This window comes from Mycoplasmopsis agalactiae 14628 (assembly GCF_000266865.1).
In the GTDB taxonomy this organism is placed as follows: domain Bacteria; phylum Bacillota_I; class Bacilli_A; order Mycoplasmatales; family Metamycoplasmataceae; genus Mycoplasmopsis; species Mycoplasmopsis agalactiae_A.
This window is the reverse complement of sequence record NZ_AJPR01000003.1, coordinates 35438-52821: the sequence shown is the minus strand read 5'-3', so window position 1 is coordinate 52821 and position 17384 is coordinate 35438. Positions and strand designations below refer to the sequence as shown.

Below are 17384 nucleotides of genomic sequence, written 5' to 3'. Positions count from 1 at the left end.
CAATATTATTTTAGTGTTAAAACACTTTCTATATTTGAATTAAATAAATACCACTTTAATATATCAACAGGGATTTATATAGCTTGATTGAAAATTCAAGAGTTCTACAATTAATTTTATTTCAATTAGTGTTGCACTTTAACTTTAAATTAAGCAATTTAAAAAGAGCAAATTGTTGCTCTTTTTAATTTGTCTTTTTGATTATTTATATAAGCCTCTAAACATCATTTTTTCGAAATGAATTTCTTAAATTTATAAATTCTTTTCGCTTGTTGTTTAAAAAGTTAAATGGAATTTTAGTACACTTTTTAAATTCGTTATATTCATCTACTTTTAAAGTATTATCTAGCAAAACTAATACCCCATTTTGATCATATGTAAATCTGTTATCATCAAATCAATCATGTACTTGTTTTGGTAAATTTATTAGGTTGTTTTCATCATCAACTAAGCTGAGAACACTTTGACATTCATTAGAGTTAATTATTTGCTTTGCAGAAGTATTATGCTTTTGAAAGCTTTTAGAAATAAGCTCAGAAAGTCTATTTTTTATGGCTCTAACATCATAAATATGAGCATTTTCATAAGTATAGTAGTCTTCTTCAAAAACATTTATATTCATTCTTGAAGCACTAGCTCTCTTGCGAGCAATATCTTGATTAGCTAGCAACATTGCTCTACCTGTTGTAGATGTTTCTTTTATTAAATGATTTATAGATTTTTTTCATGCATTAAATTTTTCTTTTCTAATTGATACTTCTTTTTCTAAATTAGAAGTTAAATCTAAAAGTAATTCATAATGCCTATATTTTTCATTTGATTTAACTAAACTTATAAGAGCGTTAATATTGGCTGGTTCTTTGGATCATGCCAAGTCATAATATTCAATATTTGATTCATTTACATCAGTTATAAATGAATTTTTAAAATTGATATTATCTAAAAACATAATTAAGTTTTCCTTGTAAACTTCATTATCATTATTTAAGTTTGTGCAAACTATTTCAGCAGCTTTTGGATTAGCAAATGATCCACCAGCATTGTTTCCTTTAATAATAGAGATTATGTTCTTTAAAGTTGATTTATAGGCTTGTGAGTTAAATCATGAGTTAGCAATTTCTAACTCCTGGGGATCCAATTCATACAATAAGTTAGCACTTATACTAGGTCTAGGATGCTGGCTTATATTTAGTTCGTTAAATAAAGAGTTACGCGATTTAAAGTTACTATTTTTATCTTCAAATCATGATCTAGTTGTATACTGATCTATTACAAGATAATCAAAGTTTATTTTTCAGTAAGCTAAATACATTATTTCATCAAAAGTATCAATATATAAGTCTATATAGCCTCTTGCTTTAGCACTATTTGATTTTTTATTATTTAGTGATTTAGTGGCAAAATTTAGTCTGTATTTTCTTATACTTTTACTAAATTGCATTTTACAACCTGCCTAAAAATGCTTTCTAAAACTTCGACTGAAATTGAATTGCCACATAAAAAAATTAATTTTTGATCACTGATTAAATTTCCTTCTTTTGCCTTAAAATAGTCATTTTCAGTAAAGCCCATATATAAAAATGCTTGCTTAGAAGACATTAATTTAAGCTCATTAGTTTGCTTAAAGTAAAACTTTAGTCTAGCATTTGCACCTGAAGCAGTTAATGTTGGTCCTAGTTTAGTCGGCAAATAAACATATGCTTCAGAATTAAAGCTAGTGTAACCAAGTAGCTTAGTTTTGACAATCTGATTTTTTGTTTCACTAAAGTTATCATGAAAATATTGCAATAGTTCATTGCAATTTTTCATTTGTGAATTATCAAAAACAATATGTTCTAATTTTTTGGATGATTTTACTGCCTGCGGAAAATTAAAATCATTGTTTGCTAAATATGAAATGCAAAATACTCTTTCACGATTTTGCACAGAACCATAGTCAACTGAGTTAACTACTTTTCAGGCTGATTTATAGCCTAATTCGCTTAAAGAAGCTATTCAATCTTGAAACTGATTTATGAATTTTTTAGATGCTAAAGCTTTTACATTTTCTAAAAGCAATACTTTAGGGAGTCTATCTTTGTTGCTTTTTAAAATTCTTTCGACTTCATAAAGCAACCCTGATCTAGTTTGCTTTGTTATGCCTTTTTGATTGCCTTGCTGGGAAATATCTTGGCAAGGAAATGAATAAGTTAGAATATCAATGTCTTTGGGCAAAATCTGAATATCTTTGATATTAGTAAACGAGTGGAACTCGTGCCCCCCCCCTATTTTCTATTTTAGATTTATCTCATTTCTGGCTAAAATAGTCGTAATTTACAAAGCCGAAAAGATAAGGGAAAATTGAGCGCAATTTTAATTCATTCATTCTTGAAAAATAGGCTACTCCAACTTCTTTTTTTGAATCAGCTGAAAAAGTAAATTTATTCAATAAATTCACCATTTCATTTTTGCTTAGCTCGCTTTCATGTAAAACACTACCATAGTGTATTTTCATATAAGCAATAATTGCATCAATGTATCATTCACAAGCTCCTAAGCTTACAAAATTAACCTTAAGCTTACTTGCAATATTTTTGCAAGCCTTATATTGACTCCCAATACCAGCAAATAGTTCATAAATCTTAATATTTTTCATAGTTTAATTATTTTATCGCGCTTATGATTTTAAATAATTAACATAGCTTTGTATATGATGATTTATGACAATAAAAAAAGCTAAAAAATATATGGAAAATTGTTTCACATTTTGCTTAAATTACTTAAAAAAGTTGTTATTAAATTAGGGAGCACATTTATAATGTGAATAAATTATTTGCAAAAAGAAAATGTGATAGAAGCAGGTTAGTATGAAGAAAAATAAATTACTTAGTGTTTTGGCTTTAAGTTCAATTTTTGCAACTTCTGTAATTTCAGCTAGTTGTGAATTTGGTAACGGCAACGGAAATGGTAATGGCTTTTCAATAAACACAGTTAACTCACGCTATGAAGAAAAATTAGAAGAGCTTGAAAAAATCTTGCCTTTAGTTACTGAAAATCATAATTTTATTGAAAATGCTAGTGCTGCTATTTCAACAGTTGCTACTGAAAATGCTAAGTTGGATTTAGAAAATAAAGCAGATAATTCTGCATCAAGTGCAACAGCAAATAAAAATGAAGCTAAAAATGTCGCCAATTTACCTAAAGAGCCTGTGAAACAGCCAGAAACAGAAATTACTACACCTGCTGAAATTAGCAGCGAAGCCATAATTAATAGCGCTACAAATACGATCAATACATCTACAGCCGCCCCTACAAGTGCATCAACAATAATTGAAAATAATACAATCAGCACAAGTTCTATAAATTATTCAAGCAATGCAAGTGAATTGCCAACTGCATCTTCAGCTGTAACAGAATCTGTAATTAATTATCCTGTTCAATATGATGAACCTTTTCATGAAAGAACTCTTACAAAAGAACAGGTTCATAAAATGTTGCTAGATAAAAATGAAATGATAGCTTGAAATTATTATTCACATCCTAAGTATGCTCTTAATATGCAAAGTGTATCGGTTACTGGTGATGGAAGTGAGAAAAAACAGCTTTCATTAATTGATAATGAAACTAAGCAAGTAGTTTCAGGTGTTAAGTGATATCAAAAAACTTCTTATCCTAATGATTTAGTTTTTGATGCTAATCAAAATGACGATAGAACATACTTAGTGCTTGACGAAAATGGCTATATTTCAGGCAAAAAACACACAAGCAGTCAATGAAGTGCTGAAGTATGAGCTGAATATAAAGGTAATTTATATAGAGCGATTGTTACTGTCAATAATGAAGATCAAGACAGAAAAGAAAAAGAATTAAAGGAAGCTAAAGAAACAGCTAAACAAATAGTTGCAAATTGAAAAAATTTAACAACACTAGAGAAAATAATTAAAGCTCATGAGTGATTAACTAGCAATGTTCAATATACAGACACTGGCGATATTTGAAAAGATCAATCAGCTCACTCAGCATTAGTTTTAAAAAATGCTGTATGTACTGGTTATGCAAATGGCTTTAATATGCTAATGCAAGAATTGGGAATTCCAAGTATTATGATGACTGGAAATATAGCTAGCTGAAGATCTACAAAGCATGCTTGAAATTTAGTTGAAATTGATGGTAAATGATACCATGTTGACACAACTTCTGATAGGGTTGACTTAACTAAAGGAAAAGCAAGAGACAGAAGTGATGCAAGAAAAATCACTTACAACTACTTCTTAATGCATGATCAGGATTTTACCTATGCAAATGGTTTTTATAACTACTACAAAGACAGAATGGGAAATCGTTTTAGAAATTATAAGCGAACAAACTTTGTTTCAAATACTGAAGAAGCATTAGCGTTATTTGATCAAAAATTTGAAAAAGCTAGTGATTTTAGTGATACTAACTGATTAGAAATTCATGCACAGCCAAATAATATTGAAGACTTTGAGAAAAAATTAGCCGAGCGCAGTGTAAGAATTGATAAGCGTCATGAATCTAATGTTCCTTGAGTAAGCTACAAGAAGATTAGATATATACTTAAAGACTTTAGCAATAGTTTTCAACTAAAAGAAATTAATGCATCAGTAAGCACAAACACTAATTCAAATAAAACATTTGGTAAATATTCATTAAAAGTTTCTCTAAACCCTAATGAAGTAACTTTAGAAAAAGGTAACTTTGTAACAACAAATGCTAAAGTTAATAGCATCGAAAAAGTTAATGATGGCTACATCGTTTACCTTGATCATTTTGAAAAATATGAAAAAACTAAAGTCAAATTAGATATCAAAAAATATGGCTACAAATTTAACATAAGTGGCTCAAATGAATTTGAATTTGATGTTCAAAAACATCAATCTCCAGAAGCTAAAATAATTTCATTAAGCGATAATTCAATTAAGTTAACTAATGTTTCGTTAGGCATGGAATACCGTAATAATTTTGGCGAGTGAAAAGACATTACTGGCGATGACTTCGTAGTAAATAATGTTGTGCTTGGTTCAATCTCAGTTCGTCATAAACATAGCACTGATATGTATGAATCTGATATTCAAGTTATTCCACTTCTAAAAGGTAATGACAGCGATCTAAGAAACAAGGTTAGAGTTCATAACAAGGTAATTGTTGGTGTTGATAACACAATGGAATTTCGTTTAGAAAATCAAGGAAACTGAACAAAAATAACAACCAGGAAACTTTCTAATTTAGCTAGCGGAACTTACCAAATAAGAACAATTGCAAATGAAAACACATTAGCTTCTGAAGCAATTACAGTTACAATTAGCTAAATCAAAAAACAAAAAACTCCAACGACGGAGTTTTCTTTTTTGTCTGTTTTATAGAGCTGTACAACAAAACCACAATCAGCTATCTCATGTCAAAATTATTCTGCTTTTTTGCACATTCCACACTTACTTCCTTTTGCAGCACAAAAGTTGGGGCAATGTTCAAATTTACATTCATCCTTTTCTTTTTTGCAATTTAAACCAGAATTAGTGCAAAAGTTGTCGCAAGTGGTAACTTTCGAAACTTGCCAGTTCTTTATACTTTGAGAAAACTTTTTTGCATTGTAAAACATATAACGCATATCAGTTACATTTGAAGTTTCTCACTTTGATATGTTTTGATTAAATTTTTCGGCACCATAAAACATAAATCCCATGTCTGTAACTTTATCTGTTTTTCATGACGAAATATCTTGGTTAAATTCTTTAGCTCCATAAAACATTGCACGCATTGTTGTTACTTTGTCCGTTTTTCAGTTGTCCAATGAACTATTAAATTTTTCAGCATTATAAAATGCTGCTGACATATCTGTGACATTTGAAGTATTTCATTTTGATATGTCTTGATTAAATTTTTTTGCTCCATAAAATACATTTGTTAAATCTGTTATATTTGATGTATCTCAGCTTTCAATTCCAGAAACTTTTTCACTTTCCAATCCACTAAATGCAGAATCTAAACTTGTAATGATTGTCGGTAAGTTAGTGGGCACTTTTTTAACATTCTTAGGAAAAGCATTTATCTTTATTGTGCCCTTATGATCATGATATCCTATTTGTGTAATAATTTCTGCATTAATATTTCCTAGGTCAGGATTAGTACTGGAAACTTCAACACCATTCTTGTTAATATATTTTGTTGGGACAGTTCCTGATGTAATTTTTCCTAATTCTAATTTAATTTCCAGCTTATCAGCAACTTTAATTTTAAATTCTTTTTGTGATGTGGTTGTGATAGAGGTAGAGGATGAACCTGTTGTACCAGTTCTTGAACCACCATTATTTGTGCTGGCTCTAAATGGAGAATCGGGCATTATGCTCCTATCACTTTCTTCAATAGAAATTTTGCTATCCTGCCTATTAACCTTTTTTACTAAGCTGTCAAAAATTTCACCAAATGTCATAAGACTATGTATTTTGTTTTTGAATGACTTCTCCCATGTTGTTTTTACTAATTCAACTGTTTCATTGTGATATTTTTCTTGTTCACTGCTTGTTCTAGATCTGTATTCTAATTTTATTTCTCCAGAAAAATCATCTTTATTTTTTGAAGTAATAGTTGAGCCATCTTTTGAAATATTTTCAAAACTTAAGGACTGCAAGGCTTCATCACTTAAGCTAGGATTCTCTTTTTTAACTAAATCTAATAGTTCTTTTTCGGTAGGAAGATTATTTTGTGTAATTATTAAGCCTAAACTAGCTTTATTAATAAGAGAACTAAGATCTACTGGTTCAGATTTCATTGATGGTGGATGACTTCCGGTCATATCATCTATCATTAAATCATTCATATCTTTAGGATTCTTGATAGCATCAAAATTATTATTAATCATAAGTGGTTTTTTATTTTTTTGATGTAAAGAAACTGGAACTGCAATAGCAGTTATTAGCACAGCAGCACCAATCACTGATGAAAGGGCAATAGTAAGTTTTTTCTTCATTTTTACATGTCCTTTTAATTTATTAAAATATTCTTGCAGTATTATAAATAAGGAGTTTTAGTCAAAAAGCATAATGATAAAAATATCACAATAAAATTGTGGTATTTTTGCAATGTTTATATCCCAAAACTAAATTTTTATAGAAACTATTTCATATTTATTCCATATGGAATAGTAACATGGGATATAGTGTATCATTTTTAAAATAAATTGTTGCATTTTGCCCTAAAACAAGGGCAAATTTTTGCAAACTATGCTTAGTAGTGCTTTCAATAATACTAATTTTTAGAGGTAATATGAGTTCTGACAGCTTTATTTTATCATACAGTAATTTAACTTCTGAACAACAAAGAATGATTGACTTAGTCAAAGAAAATAAAAATGTTTTGGTAGATGCATGTATAGGTAGTGGTAAGACAACTGCAATACAAGTATTATGCAACGAGTTGCCAAGAACAAAGAAAATTTTGTATCTAACATACAATAAGTTGCTTAAGCTTGATGCTAGAAACAAAATCATGAATGAAAACGTAGAAAGAACAAATTATCATGGATTTGCATTTAAAATCCTTATGCAAAACAAGATAAACACATCAAGCAGCGAGGCTATTAAAAACTATCTAGAAACTGATATTGTACCTGGATTTTACGATGTTTTAGTTCTTGATGAATATCAAGACATTAACACTGAGATTAGCAATTTGTTGATAAGAATAAAGAATTATAATCCAAATATCCAAATCATAGCTGTTGGCGATATGGATCAAAAAATATATGATGCAACAACTTTAAAAGCAGATGAATTCATAAGTAGCTTCATGATTAATTATGAAAAAATTAGTTTCACTCAATCATTTAGAATGCCTAAAGAACATGGCAAAATGCTTGGCAGAGTTTGAAACAAAGACATTGTAGGCGTGAATGAAAATTGTGAGGTTGAATACAAAAATAAAGATGAAATCGTTCAATTTTTGTCAACTCAAAACCCTAAAGATATTTTGTGTTTAGGAAGCAGAGGAGGAATAATTACTGAAGTGCTTAACACATTAGAAAATGATTATCCAGAAAAATTCAATAAAAAAACTGTATATGCAAGCATACGAGATGAAGAAAGAATAGTAGAGCCCAAAAAAGATTCTGCAATTTTTACAACATTTGATAGTTCTAAAGGTTTAGAGAGGCCAATTTGTGTTATTTTTGACTGATCATATGAATACTATAAATGAAGGTTGGCTCAACATAATGTTAATTTTACAATTATTAAAAATATTTTTGCTGTTGCAGCAAGCCGCGGCAAAAGAAAAATTATTTTTTATAATGAATATGATGACTTGCTAGATGAGCAGATGCTTAAAAATGGTGCACTAATTGAGGAACGACCTGTATATTTTTATTCAGTTTCAGATATGTTTGATCATAAGTTTAGCGAGCATTTAGCTGATGCATATAACTGTTTAGATGTTGAATTAATTGATGTAAAAGATAATTCTATAATTAATATAAAGCCAAATGATCATTTGATAGATCTAAGTCCATGTATTGGTATTTATCAGGAAGCATCATACTTTAGTTCATATAATATAAAAGAAGAAATTGAATTTCTATTAAGACATAAAGACAAAAGGTGATATACAATCTATAAAGATTTTATTGAACGAAGAGACACAGTTAATGATTTGATTTTGTTATTAACTGCAATGGAAACAAATCAAAAGCGATACATAGAGCAAGCAACAGTTGATTTTGTTAATGAAAATGAAAAAGAACTTATTCATAATAGAATTAGCACATTGTTAAATAAAAATGAAAGAGTTCAGGTGGGATGCAATTTTTCGTTTACAAACGATCTAAATTATTATAGTATGAATATATATGGTATTGCAGATGTTGTAAAAGATCTCACTGTTTATGAACTAAAGTTTGTTAATGAATTATCACAAAATCATTTTTTGCAAACTGCAATGTATATGTTTGCACTTAATTTAGATAAAGGCATTCTCTGAAATGTTAAAAATAATAAGGTATATAACATAAAAATAAAAGACAAAAATGATTTTGCAAATAAAGTAGCAATAGCTATATCAAAAGGTAATTTTAAAATTGATAATAAATGCATAAACTATGATGCATCATGAGTTATAACAGAAGATGAAAAAGACGAATATTATGAAGTTATATCTGAAAGCAACAATATTGCAGTAATTGATGTTGAAACAAATTTTTCAAATGAAGTAGTGTCGATAGGTGTTGCTATAGCAGATAAAAACAGCTTCAGTTTAATTGACCAAAACTACTGATTAATAGGTGAACGTGAACAATATGAATCAATGTATAAACATGTTTACCATATTCCAGAATTAAAGAAATATGGAATAAAAGATTATGTGGTTAATACATATGATGAAGCAATTGAGAAACTTATTCAGTTTTTAAATTACTACAATATAGATGACTGATTTTCATATACAAAATTTGACTACAGTAAGTTGCCTGAATTACATGATTTATATAATTGATTTGACATTAGTATACCTGCTAAAAATATTAACACTAATGATTTTATACCTAAAGATTCCCCAACATTTAAAAACGGGGCATTAAGAGCAAATTGAGGTGTTGAGCCAATATATAGACTACTATCAGGAAATAGTAAATATAGTGAAATTCATAATGCATTGTTTGATGCAATAGACGAGCTTAAAATTATGCAAATGCTTGAATTAACATACGAAGGATTTGTAACTAATAACAGAATTAAAAGAGTAATTAAAAATGATGAATTAACAGCCAGAGAAACATATGTTGTTGCTGAATCTAATAATTATTCAATAACCATAAATACACCTAAAACAAATCGTCATTTAAATAATCATATTAATGAAAATTATACTGGCCACAGCTTACAAGAAATTGCTAAAAAACCTCGTGAGGTTAACACTAATTTATATACTAATAAAGATTTAAATAATAAAAACTTAATGATAGCCGATAATATAAACAGATCAAAAAACAAAAATAAACTCACTTTACAATCGCAATTAAATACCAAGAAAGTTATCAAAAAATCATTAAAAAAACAAAAGAAGAAAAAAATCAAAGCACAGTTAACAGGATATTTTGTCACTCTTGCAGTATGTCTTCTAATAGGCTTAATAATAACATTGATATATACATAAAACAATAAAAATAAAGTTTCTAAGCTATTTTTCAATAAGAACAATTATTTCAACTACATTAATTAAAATTAAAAAAATTAAGCAGAATTTTTACTTTTGCTTAATTTTTTTAGTTTTGCTTGTAATTCTTCAATTACTTTTTTATATGCAAAATATTCGTCATTTTCTTTAGTTAGTTTTTCGCCGGCATCTTTTCTTTTGTTTATATATTCTTCTAATTTTGAATCATTATTATCTTCTTTATTTTTCTCTAGGTCGCTAATTTCTTTATCGATTTTTTCTTTTGCAATTACTGCATCACGAAAACTACCAAAAAGTCTTTTTTCTAATTCTGCAAGCATTTTTTCTAAATCATCAACTGATTTTTCTTTTATTTTATTTTCTTCAGGAGATTTTTCATTAACAGAATGTATCTCTTTTTCTTTTTCTTCTATTATTTCTTTAATTTTTTCTATTTCTGCTTTTGTATCTGTTTGATAGGACTTAAGGTCAGAAGCAATAAAGTCAAAATCTAGATTTTCTCAAAACTTAGTGTTGTTGTATCATGCGTCATTTTTTGATTCTGCTTTCTTATCTAATTTTGATTTTTCTGCTTTCTTTTTGTCTTCATTCTGTTTGTTTTCTTCATCAAAACCAATGAAATCAAAGTTTAGATCTTCTCAAAATTTAGTGTTTAAAAATCAATCATTATTCTTATATGGCTGATTTATAGCATTATTGGTAGAAGTCCTATTTGAAGTGCTAATAGCATTATTTTTAATTAATTCATTAATGTCACTTTTATCTGACGATTCAGAATTAAGAATTTTTTCTACCTTTTCAGTATCAGTTTTTAGCTCAATATTTTTAGGCTCACCAAAAGGATTTATTGGATCATTAAGCTTCTCAAGTCTTGATTTATTAATTATTTGTGGGGATGCAAAAACAGCAGATGTTATTATAGCTGCAACTACCGACACAGCTGCAATAGGGGTTAAAATTTTAAATTTCTTATTCATGTTGTTGATATACCTCATAAGGTTCAACATATTAATATACATATTTTTTATAAAAATCCCAAAAAATAAACCTGAATTTCCTTATAAGTCTGAAAAATAGCTACATTTAGCAAAAATAGCTAGCTCAATGAAACAAAAATTCAGGCATAAACCTGAACTTCAAATCATAAAAGCATTATTACTTCTCAACATGCTTATAAATATCATTTAAAGCATTAAGAGCAACTTCAAACATTTGTGAAAACTCTAGCAGTCTTTCATCACTAGTCATTGATTTTCCAGTTACTATATTTTCTGAAACACTTAGTAATGCAGCGGCTTTTTTGTTGCATCTTTTAGCAGTTGTAAATAAACCAAAGCACTCATTATCAACTGTTTGGCATTTAGTTTTCTTGATTGTCTCTTCTAATGGTCTTAAGCTATAAAACACATCAGTAGTATGACAAGTAACATCAAGCACATTTATTTTCTTCTTTTTAGCTGACTTTTTTAATAACTTAACTATGTCTTTATCAGGATAAGCATTATGAGTTTTTTCACCTGTCATAAGTGAGACAAATCCTAAGCCATCAGCATATGCTCTTTTGACCAAAACTGGCTGTTTAATGTCTAAATAGTCAACATATGAGCCAGTTGAGCCTAGTCTTATAATAACATCTACATCATATTCAGTAAATAATTCATAGGCATAAATCCCCATACTAGCTACACCCATGCCGCTAGCGCCTATAGTAACTAGTTTTCCTTTATATTCGCCAGTGTAAAAATAAATATTTCTCACAGAAGAAACTAATTTAGGATTAGTTAAAAATTTTTTAGCCATATATTCAGCTCTTAATGGATCGCCTGGCATTAAAACTATTTTAGCAATCTCGCCTTTATTGCAACTTAAATGTGGTGTTGGCATAATAAACTCCTATGATTTTTTTAAAAAGCATTCATTTTTTATTATAGCATATGCATATTTTGCAAGCAATTTGCAAAAGTAAATACATTCTAGAGTAAAGGTAGTAAAAATATTTAAAAATGAGCTTGGAATTGGAGAATTAGAAGTTAAATAAATGGTAAAATTTAAAAATAATTATGTCTAATAAGAAAAAAGTAATTTTAGGAATGTCAGGCGGTGTTGATTCATCAGTTTGTGCATATTTGTTGCTTAAGCAAGGCTTTGAAGTAGAAGGCCTTTTTATGCGTAATTGAGACTCAATGCTTAATAATGATTTTTTAGGAAATGAAAACATTTCACAAGATATTTGTCCGCAAGAGCAAGATTATCAAGACGCTTTAAAAGTAGCTAATAAATTAGGAATCAAGCTGCATAGAGTTGACTTTGTAAATGAATACTGAAATGATGTTTTTAAAACTTTTATTTCTGAATATGAGCATGGCAGAACTCCGAATCCTGATATATTGTGCAATAAGTACATAAAATTTAAAGCCTTTAGCGACTATGCTTTTAATAATTTAGGTGCTGATTATATAGCTATGGGTCATTATGCCAAAGTTACTGATGGCAGGCTTTATCGGGCCAAAGATTTAAACAAAGATCAAACATACTTCTTAGCACAATTAAGTCATCAACAATTAGAAAAAGTGCTTATGCCTTTAGCTGATTTTACTTCTAAAGAAGAAGTTAGAAAAATAGCAGAAGAACAAGGCTTAATAACTGCTAGTAAAAAAGATTCAACTGGCATATGTTTTATAGGTGAGCGTAAATTTACAAAGTTTTTACAAAACTATATTCCAATGCAACCTGGAGATATTGTTGACATAAAAACTAATAAAAAAATAGGCAAACATGAAGGATGCTTTTATTACACAATTGGCCAACGTAAAGGCTTAAATTTAGGCGGACAAGCTGAGCCTTATTATGTTTGTGGGCATAATGTTAAAGAAAATATATTATATGTTTCACCAAGTAGCGACCTAAGTTATTTAACTTCTGATGCATTATTAGCAACTGGATTAACACTTAACCATGGTGATTTTGATTTAAGTAATTTAAGTGCTAAGTTTAGATATAGACAGCAAGATATACCTGTAACTATTGAATTATTGCCCAATAATACTATAAAAGTGTATTATCCGTCAGAAGCGCAAGCTGTAACCCCAGGACAACAAGTTGTGCTTTATGATGGCGATAAATGCCTTGGTGGGGCTGTTATTGAAAAAATTTATTACAAAAATATAGAAAAAACATACTTATAAGGTGGTGTATTTATGAAAAAATTAACTTCTACTGAGATAAGACAGAAATGATTAGATTTTTTTAAGTCAAAAGATCACTTAGTAATTGAAAGCAAGTCATTAATCCCCGTTAATGACCCATCATTATTGTGAATTAATTCAGGTGTTGCAACCTTAAAGAACTATTTTTCAGGCAAAAAAGTACCACCAGCATTTAGACTCACTAATAGCCAAAAAGCTATAAGAACTAATGACATTGAAAATGTTGGAGTAACAAGCAGACACCATACATTTTTTGAAATGCTTGGTAATTTTTCTATTGGTAATTATTTTAAAAAAGAAGCCATTGCTTTTGCTAAGGAATTTTTAGTAAATGTTTTAGAAATGGACTTAGAAAAATTATACTTTACATACTATGAAGAAGACTTGGAAGCTAAAAAATACTGACTTGAAAATGGTGTTGATGAATCACATTTAATTAGTGGCACAAAAGATACAAACTTCTGAGATCTAGGTTCTGGCCCATGTGGCCCATGTACAGAAATTTTTTATGACCGTGGTGAAAAATATGATTCTCGTGGGCTTGATTTATTAAAAAATGACATTGAAAACGACAGATATATTGAAATCTGAAACATCGTATTTTCTCAATTTAACAATGATGGCGAAGGAAACTACATTGAATTAAAGCAAAAAAATATCGATACTGGTGCTGGTTTAGAAAGACTTGCTAGCATAATGCAAGATGTTCCAACTAATTATGATTCAGATTTATTCATAAACATAATAAGAGAAATTGAAAAATATTCACCACATAAGTATGTAATCGAAAACTACTTTGTTAAAGATCAAAAACAAAATGAAATTAATACTAATTTTAAAATTATTGCTGATCATATCAGAACTGTAGTAAATGCTATTGCTGACGGCGCCAAAATTTCTAATGTTGGTCGTGGGTATATTATTAGAAGATTGCTAAGAAGATCATATTACAAAGGCATGCAATTAGGCATCAAGGACTTATTTTTACATAAATTAGTTCATGTTGTTAAAGCTTCATTACCTTATGAATATGATGAAAAAGATGTTATCGAGCAAATTAAAGAAGAAGAGTTATTGTTTAGTAAGACAATCGAAAAAGGCAAAATTTTACTTGAATCATATTTAGATAATGAAAGCAAGATTTTTGATGGCGCAGTTGCTTTTAATCTATTAGAAACATATGGTTTTCCTATTGAATTAACAGCTGAAATTTTGCATCAAAAGGGCATAAAGGTTGATATGGATGCTTTTGAATTAGCTAAAGAAAAGCATGCTTTAGCTTCTAAGGGCGGCAAGGCTAGTGGAATGGATAAAGTTATAAATTCATTAGCATTAATTGATAAAAAAATGGACAATTTTGTTGGCTATTCTGAATTAAATGCTACTTCAAAAATACTTAAACTTTTAGACGAAGAAAATGAAGTGGAAGCCTTTGAAACAGGCGGATATGTACTTTTAGAAACTACTCCATTTTACGCAACAAGTGGTGGCCAAAGACATGATAAAGGTTATATAGTCCAAGGCGAAAATAAGATAAAAATTCTTGATGTCTTTAAAGACAAATTCGGCAATCATATTCATTTTGTAGAAGGCAAAATGAATAATCATGAACCAGTTTCATGTTATGTAGATCCTACTATAAGAGTTGGCCTAGAAAGAAATCACTCTGGCACACACTTATTATTTTGTGCACTAAGAAATGTTTTAGGATCTCACATTGAACAATTAGGTTCAGATAACAACGAAGAAAGATTAACATTTGACTTTCCTGCTGATGAAAAACCTAGTGATGAACAAATTAAAGCAGTTGAAGACTTAGTAAGAAGCTATATTAGCAAATCTATTGATAGAGAGTACATTACAACTACAGTTGATAAAGCTAAAGAAATGGGTGCTATTATGACCTTAGAAGAGGGTGAGTATATGGATCCTAGGGCTATTAGAGTTGTGCGTTTTGGGGATATAACTAGTGACTTGTGTGGCGGTACTCACTTAAGTAATACTGCTAAATTAGAGAATTTCAAGATAACTAATGTGGAGAAAAAGCAAGCTGGAGTATTTAGAATTAGAGCTATAAGTTCAAGCAAATTAGTTAATGAATATTTAACTGAAGTTAATAAAAAACTTAATGATGAGCTAGCAGTAATTATTAAGAAAATTAAAGAGCTTAAGAATGATTACAGCGTTCCTGTAGTAAATGAAAATGAGCCTGATATAGAAACACTAAATGCTAAGATCACAAAAGCTATTGAAGAGTGCAGAGAAGGTTATAAACAGTTATTAAAAGAGCACTCAAATGTTGAATTTAACTATGAAACAGTCAAATTCGTCAAAATCAATGATTTTGATGTTTATATTAATTTAGATGCTGATGCTTCTGATGTCAAAGTCATAGCTGCTTCTGTAAGAGATAAGTTTCAAAGTGGCAAAACAATTGCAATAGTAGGCTCAAAAAATGAAAACGAATTATTATTAGCTATAGCAACAAGAGCAATTGATGCTAATAAAATGTTTAAAAATCTAGCTTCAGCACTTAATGGTCGTGGCGGCGGCGCTCCTATATTAGCTATGGGAAAAATGAATTATTCAGATAGTATAGAAAGTTTAATTAAGGACTATTTAATTAATGCGTAAACTGGCATTTGATTTAGGAACTAAAACATGCGGTTTTGCAATCAGCGATATTTTAGAAATAAGCGCAAATGCACTGGAAACTATATATTTTAGTGAAAATGATTTTAATGCTGTAATTAACAAAGTTAATGAATACATCAAACAGTATCAAAATTCTATTGATGCTTTTGTTTTAGGTTATCCTTTAAGAAGCAATGGCACTAAAAGCGAAAGAACACTAATGGTAGACGACTTCGCTAAGTTGTTAGCATCTAATTTTGCAAATATTGACATTTTTCTAGTTGATGAATATGGCTCAACTATAAAAGCGCAAAGAATATTAAAAGATGCTAAGCTTTCTAATAAAAAAACTAAAAGTAAAAAAGATACTGTGAGCGCTGTCATCATATTAAATGACTTTTTACAATATGGAGGGCAAAAGTATGAGCTTTAAGGAAAAATTAGTTCAAAATGGCTTGCCTACTCCATTAGGATGAGGTCTAATTGCTTCTGCCATAATAGCTTCAATAATTGGAATAATTACTTCAATTGTAGTTTTTGTAAAGGTATTTAAAATTAAAAAGCAATTTAACAAGGCACAAGAAGAAAGAGCCACAAAAGCTATAATGGACATAAAGGGCAGTGAATTAGGCACAAAGGATGAATTTATTAATAAAGCCTTTAGCACAAACATAGATGAATCGGATATGCTTCATATTGTTAAGTCTGTTTATTTAAACTATGCAAAAAATGTTTTATTGGATGGCTTAAATTTAGAAAATTTATATCTAACACTTAAAACAATGACCTTAGCAAATGTAGAAATTACCCACAGAGCAATTAATTCTCAAAATTGAAATGAGGCTGTGCTTAATTTCAGTGATAAAATAACCGAAAAGCCTTGTTTTGTAGCTTCAGAAGACAAACAATATAATTTAATTGTTAGTGCCAATGATAACACCAGCAATACTGAAATTTTTAAAAAGCTTTATCCAAAATTAACTTTTGGTGGGCTTTTAATGGTTATCCAAAACCCTATTATTAAAAGTGATTTAAAAGACTTAAAGAGAGACTTAAAAATTAGAAACATCCGTTTTGAAGCCTCTAAAAACAAAGCACTGTTTTTATATGTTGTTAAATCAGAAACAGAGGTATAGTAATTTATTAAAAAAATAGCATTCTTGACATGGGAAGCTATTTTTTATTTGCCTTTAAACAAGTTCTATTCAAAGTCATATTAATATTGTTTTTCACGGCTTTAAAAACATAATTTTTGTCCAATAGCGCTTAAAAACAGCTCTTTTGGCATTTTAAATATGAAAAAATATGACATAATTGTCTAATTTGTCCGAATTAATTAAATTTTGTCTAATATAATTATGAAAAGAGAATAACAATTTT

Annotated in this window: 12 protein-coding genes; 6 read left to right on the top strand and 6 right to left on the bottom strand. The window is 29.0% G+C overall.

Annotated features, from left to right (window positions below):
* Window positions 1-217: 217 nt before the first annotated feature.
* The 3 genes from MAGB_RS00290 to dcm_N are packed head-to-tail and all read right to left on the bottom strand — an operon-like array spanning window position 218 to window position 2635.
* Window positions 218-1441 carry an MAG4270 family putative restriction endonuclease gene (locus MAGB_RS00290; RefSeq protein ID WP_004023831.1) on the bottom strand — a complete coding sequence of 408 codons (1224 nt, stop codon included), beginning with the start codon at window positions 1439-1441 and terminating at the stop codon, window positions 218-220.
* The gene (gene dcm, locus MAGB_RS00285; protein ID WP_193364025.1) at window positions 1420-2214 is read right to left on the bottom strand and encodes a DNA (cytosine-5-)-methyltransferase; all 795 of its coding nucleotides are present in this window, start codon (window positions 2212-2214) and stop codon (window positions 1420-1422) included. Before dcm ends, MAGB_RS00290 begins: the two co-directional genes overlap by 22 nt.
* A gap of 19 nt (window positions 2215-2233) precedes the next feature.
* A complete protein-coding gene (gene dcm_N, locus MAGB_RS00280) occupies window positions 2234-2635 on the bottom strand; it encodes a DNA (cytosine-5-)-methyltransferase N-terminal subunit (protein ID WP_036433087.1) in 402 nt (133 codons plus the stop codon).
* A gap of 211 nt (window positions 2636-2846) precedes the next feature.
* Here dcm_N and MAGB_RS00275 point away from each other — a divergent pair, with 211 nt between their 5' ends.
* Window positions 2847-5309, top strand: a complete 2463-nt coding sequence (locus MAGB_RS00275; RefSeq protein ID WP_004023830.1) for an MAG6410 family transglutaminase-related lipoprotein — start codon at window positions 2847-2849, stop codon at window positions 5307-5309.
* A gap of 95 nt (window positions 5310-5404) precedes the next feature.
* On the opposite strand, the gene MAGB_RS00270 is transcribed toward MAGB_RS00275, so the two are convergent.
* Complete coding sequence (locus MAGB_RS00270) at window positions 5405-6967, bottom strand: BspA family leucine-rich repeat surface protein (protein ID WP_004023829.1); 1563 nt, start codon at window positions 6965-6967, stop codon at window positions 5405-5407.
* A gap of 296 nt (window positions 6968-7263) precedes the next feature.
* Here MAGB_RS00270 and MAGB_RS00265 point away from each other — a divergent pair, with 296 nt between their 5' ends.
* Window positions 7264-10143 carry an AAA family ATPase gene (locus MAGB_RS00265; RefSeq protein ID WP_004023828.1) on the top strand — a complete coding sequence of 960 codons (2880 nt, stop codon included), beginning with the start codon at window positions 7264-7266 and terminating at the stop codon, window positions 10141-10143.
* Between the two features lie 77 nt (window positions 10144-10220).
* On the opposite strand, the gene MAGB_RS00260 is transcribed toward MAGB_RS00265, so the two are convergent.
* Both MAGB_RS00260 and MAGB_RS00255 read right to left on the bottom strand, forming a co-directional pair.
* Window positions 10221-11141: a hypothetical protein gene (locus tag MAGB_RS00260; RefSeq protein WP_004023827.1), complete on the bottom strand. Its 921-nt coding sequence runs from the start codon at window positions 11139-11141 to the stop codon at window positions 10221-10223.
* A 178-nt stretch (window positions 11142-11319) separates the two neighbouring features.
* Window positions 11320-12048: a purine-nucleoside phosphorylase gene (locus tag MAGB_RS00255; RefSeq protein WP_004023826.1), complete on the bottom strand. Its 729-nt coding sequence runs from the start codon at window positions 12046-12048 to the stop codon at window positions 11320-11322.
* A 176-nt stretch (window positions 12049-12224) separates the two neighbouring features.
* On the opposite strand from MAGB_RS00255, the gene mnmA reads away from it, so the two are divergent.
* The 4 genes from mnmA to MAGB_RS00235 are packed head-to-tail and all read left to right on the top strand — an operon-like array spanning window position 12225 to window position 17140.
* The gene (mnmA, locus tag MAGB_RS00250) at window positions 12225-13349 is read left to right on the top strand and encodes a tRNA 2-thiouridine(34) synthase MnmA (protein ID WP_004023825.1); all 1125 of its coding nucleotides are present in this window, start codon (window positions 12225-12227) and stop codon (window positions 13347-13349) included.
* A 12-nt stretch (window positions 13350-13361) separates the two neighbouring features.
* Entirely contained in the window at window positions 13362-16004 is a 2643-nt protein-coding gene (alaS, locus tag MAGB_RS00245) for an alanine--tRNA ligase (RefSeq protein WP_004023824.1), read from the top strand.
* A complete protein-coding gene (gene ruvX, locus MAGB_RS00240; protein WP_004023823.1) occupies window positions 15997-16437 on the top strand; it encodes a Holliday junction resolvase RuvX in 441 nt (146 codons plus the stop codon). Before alaS ends, ruvX begins: the two co-directional genes overlap by 8 nt.
* Window positions 16427-17140: a BC85_0335 family putative methyltransferase gene (locus MAGB_RS00235; protein WP_004023822.1), complete on the top strand. Its 714-nt coding sequence runs from the start codon at window positions 16427-16429 to the stop codon at window positions 17138-17140. Before ruvX ends, MAGB_RS00235 begins: the two co-directional genes overlap by 11 nt.
* The last annotated feature ends 244 nt before the right edge of the window (window positions 17141-17384 follow it).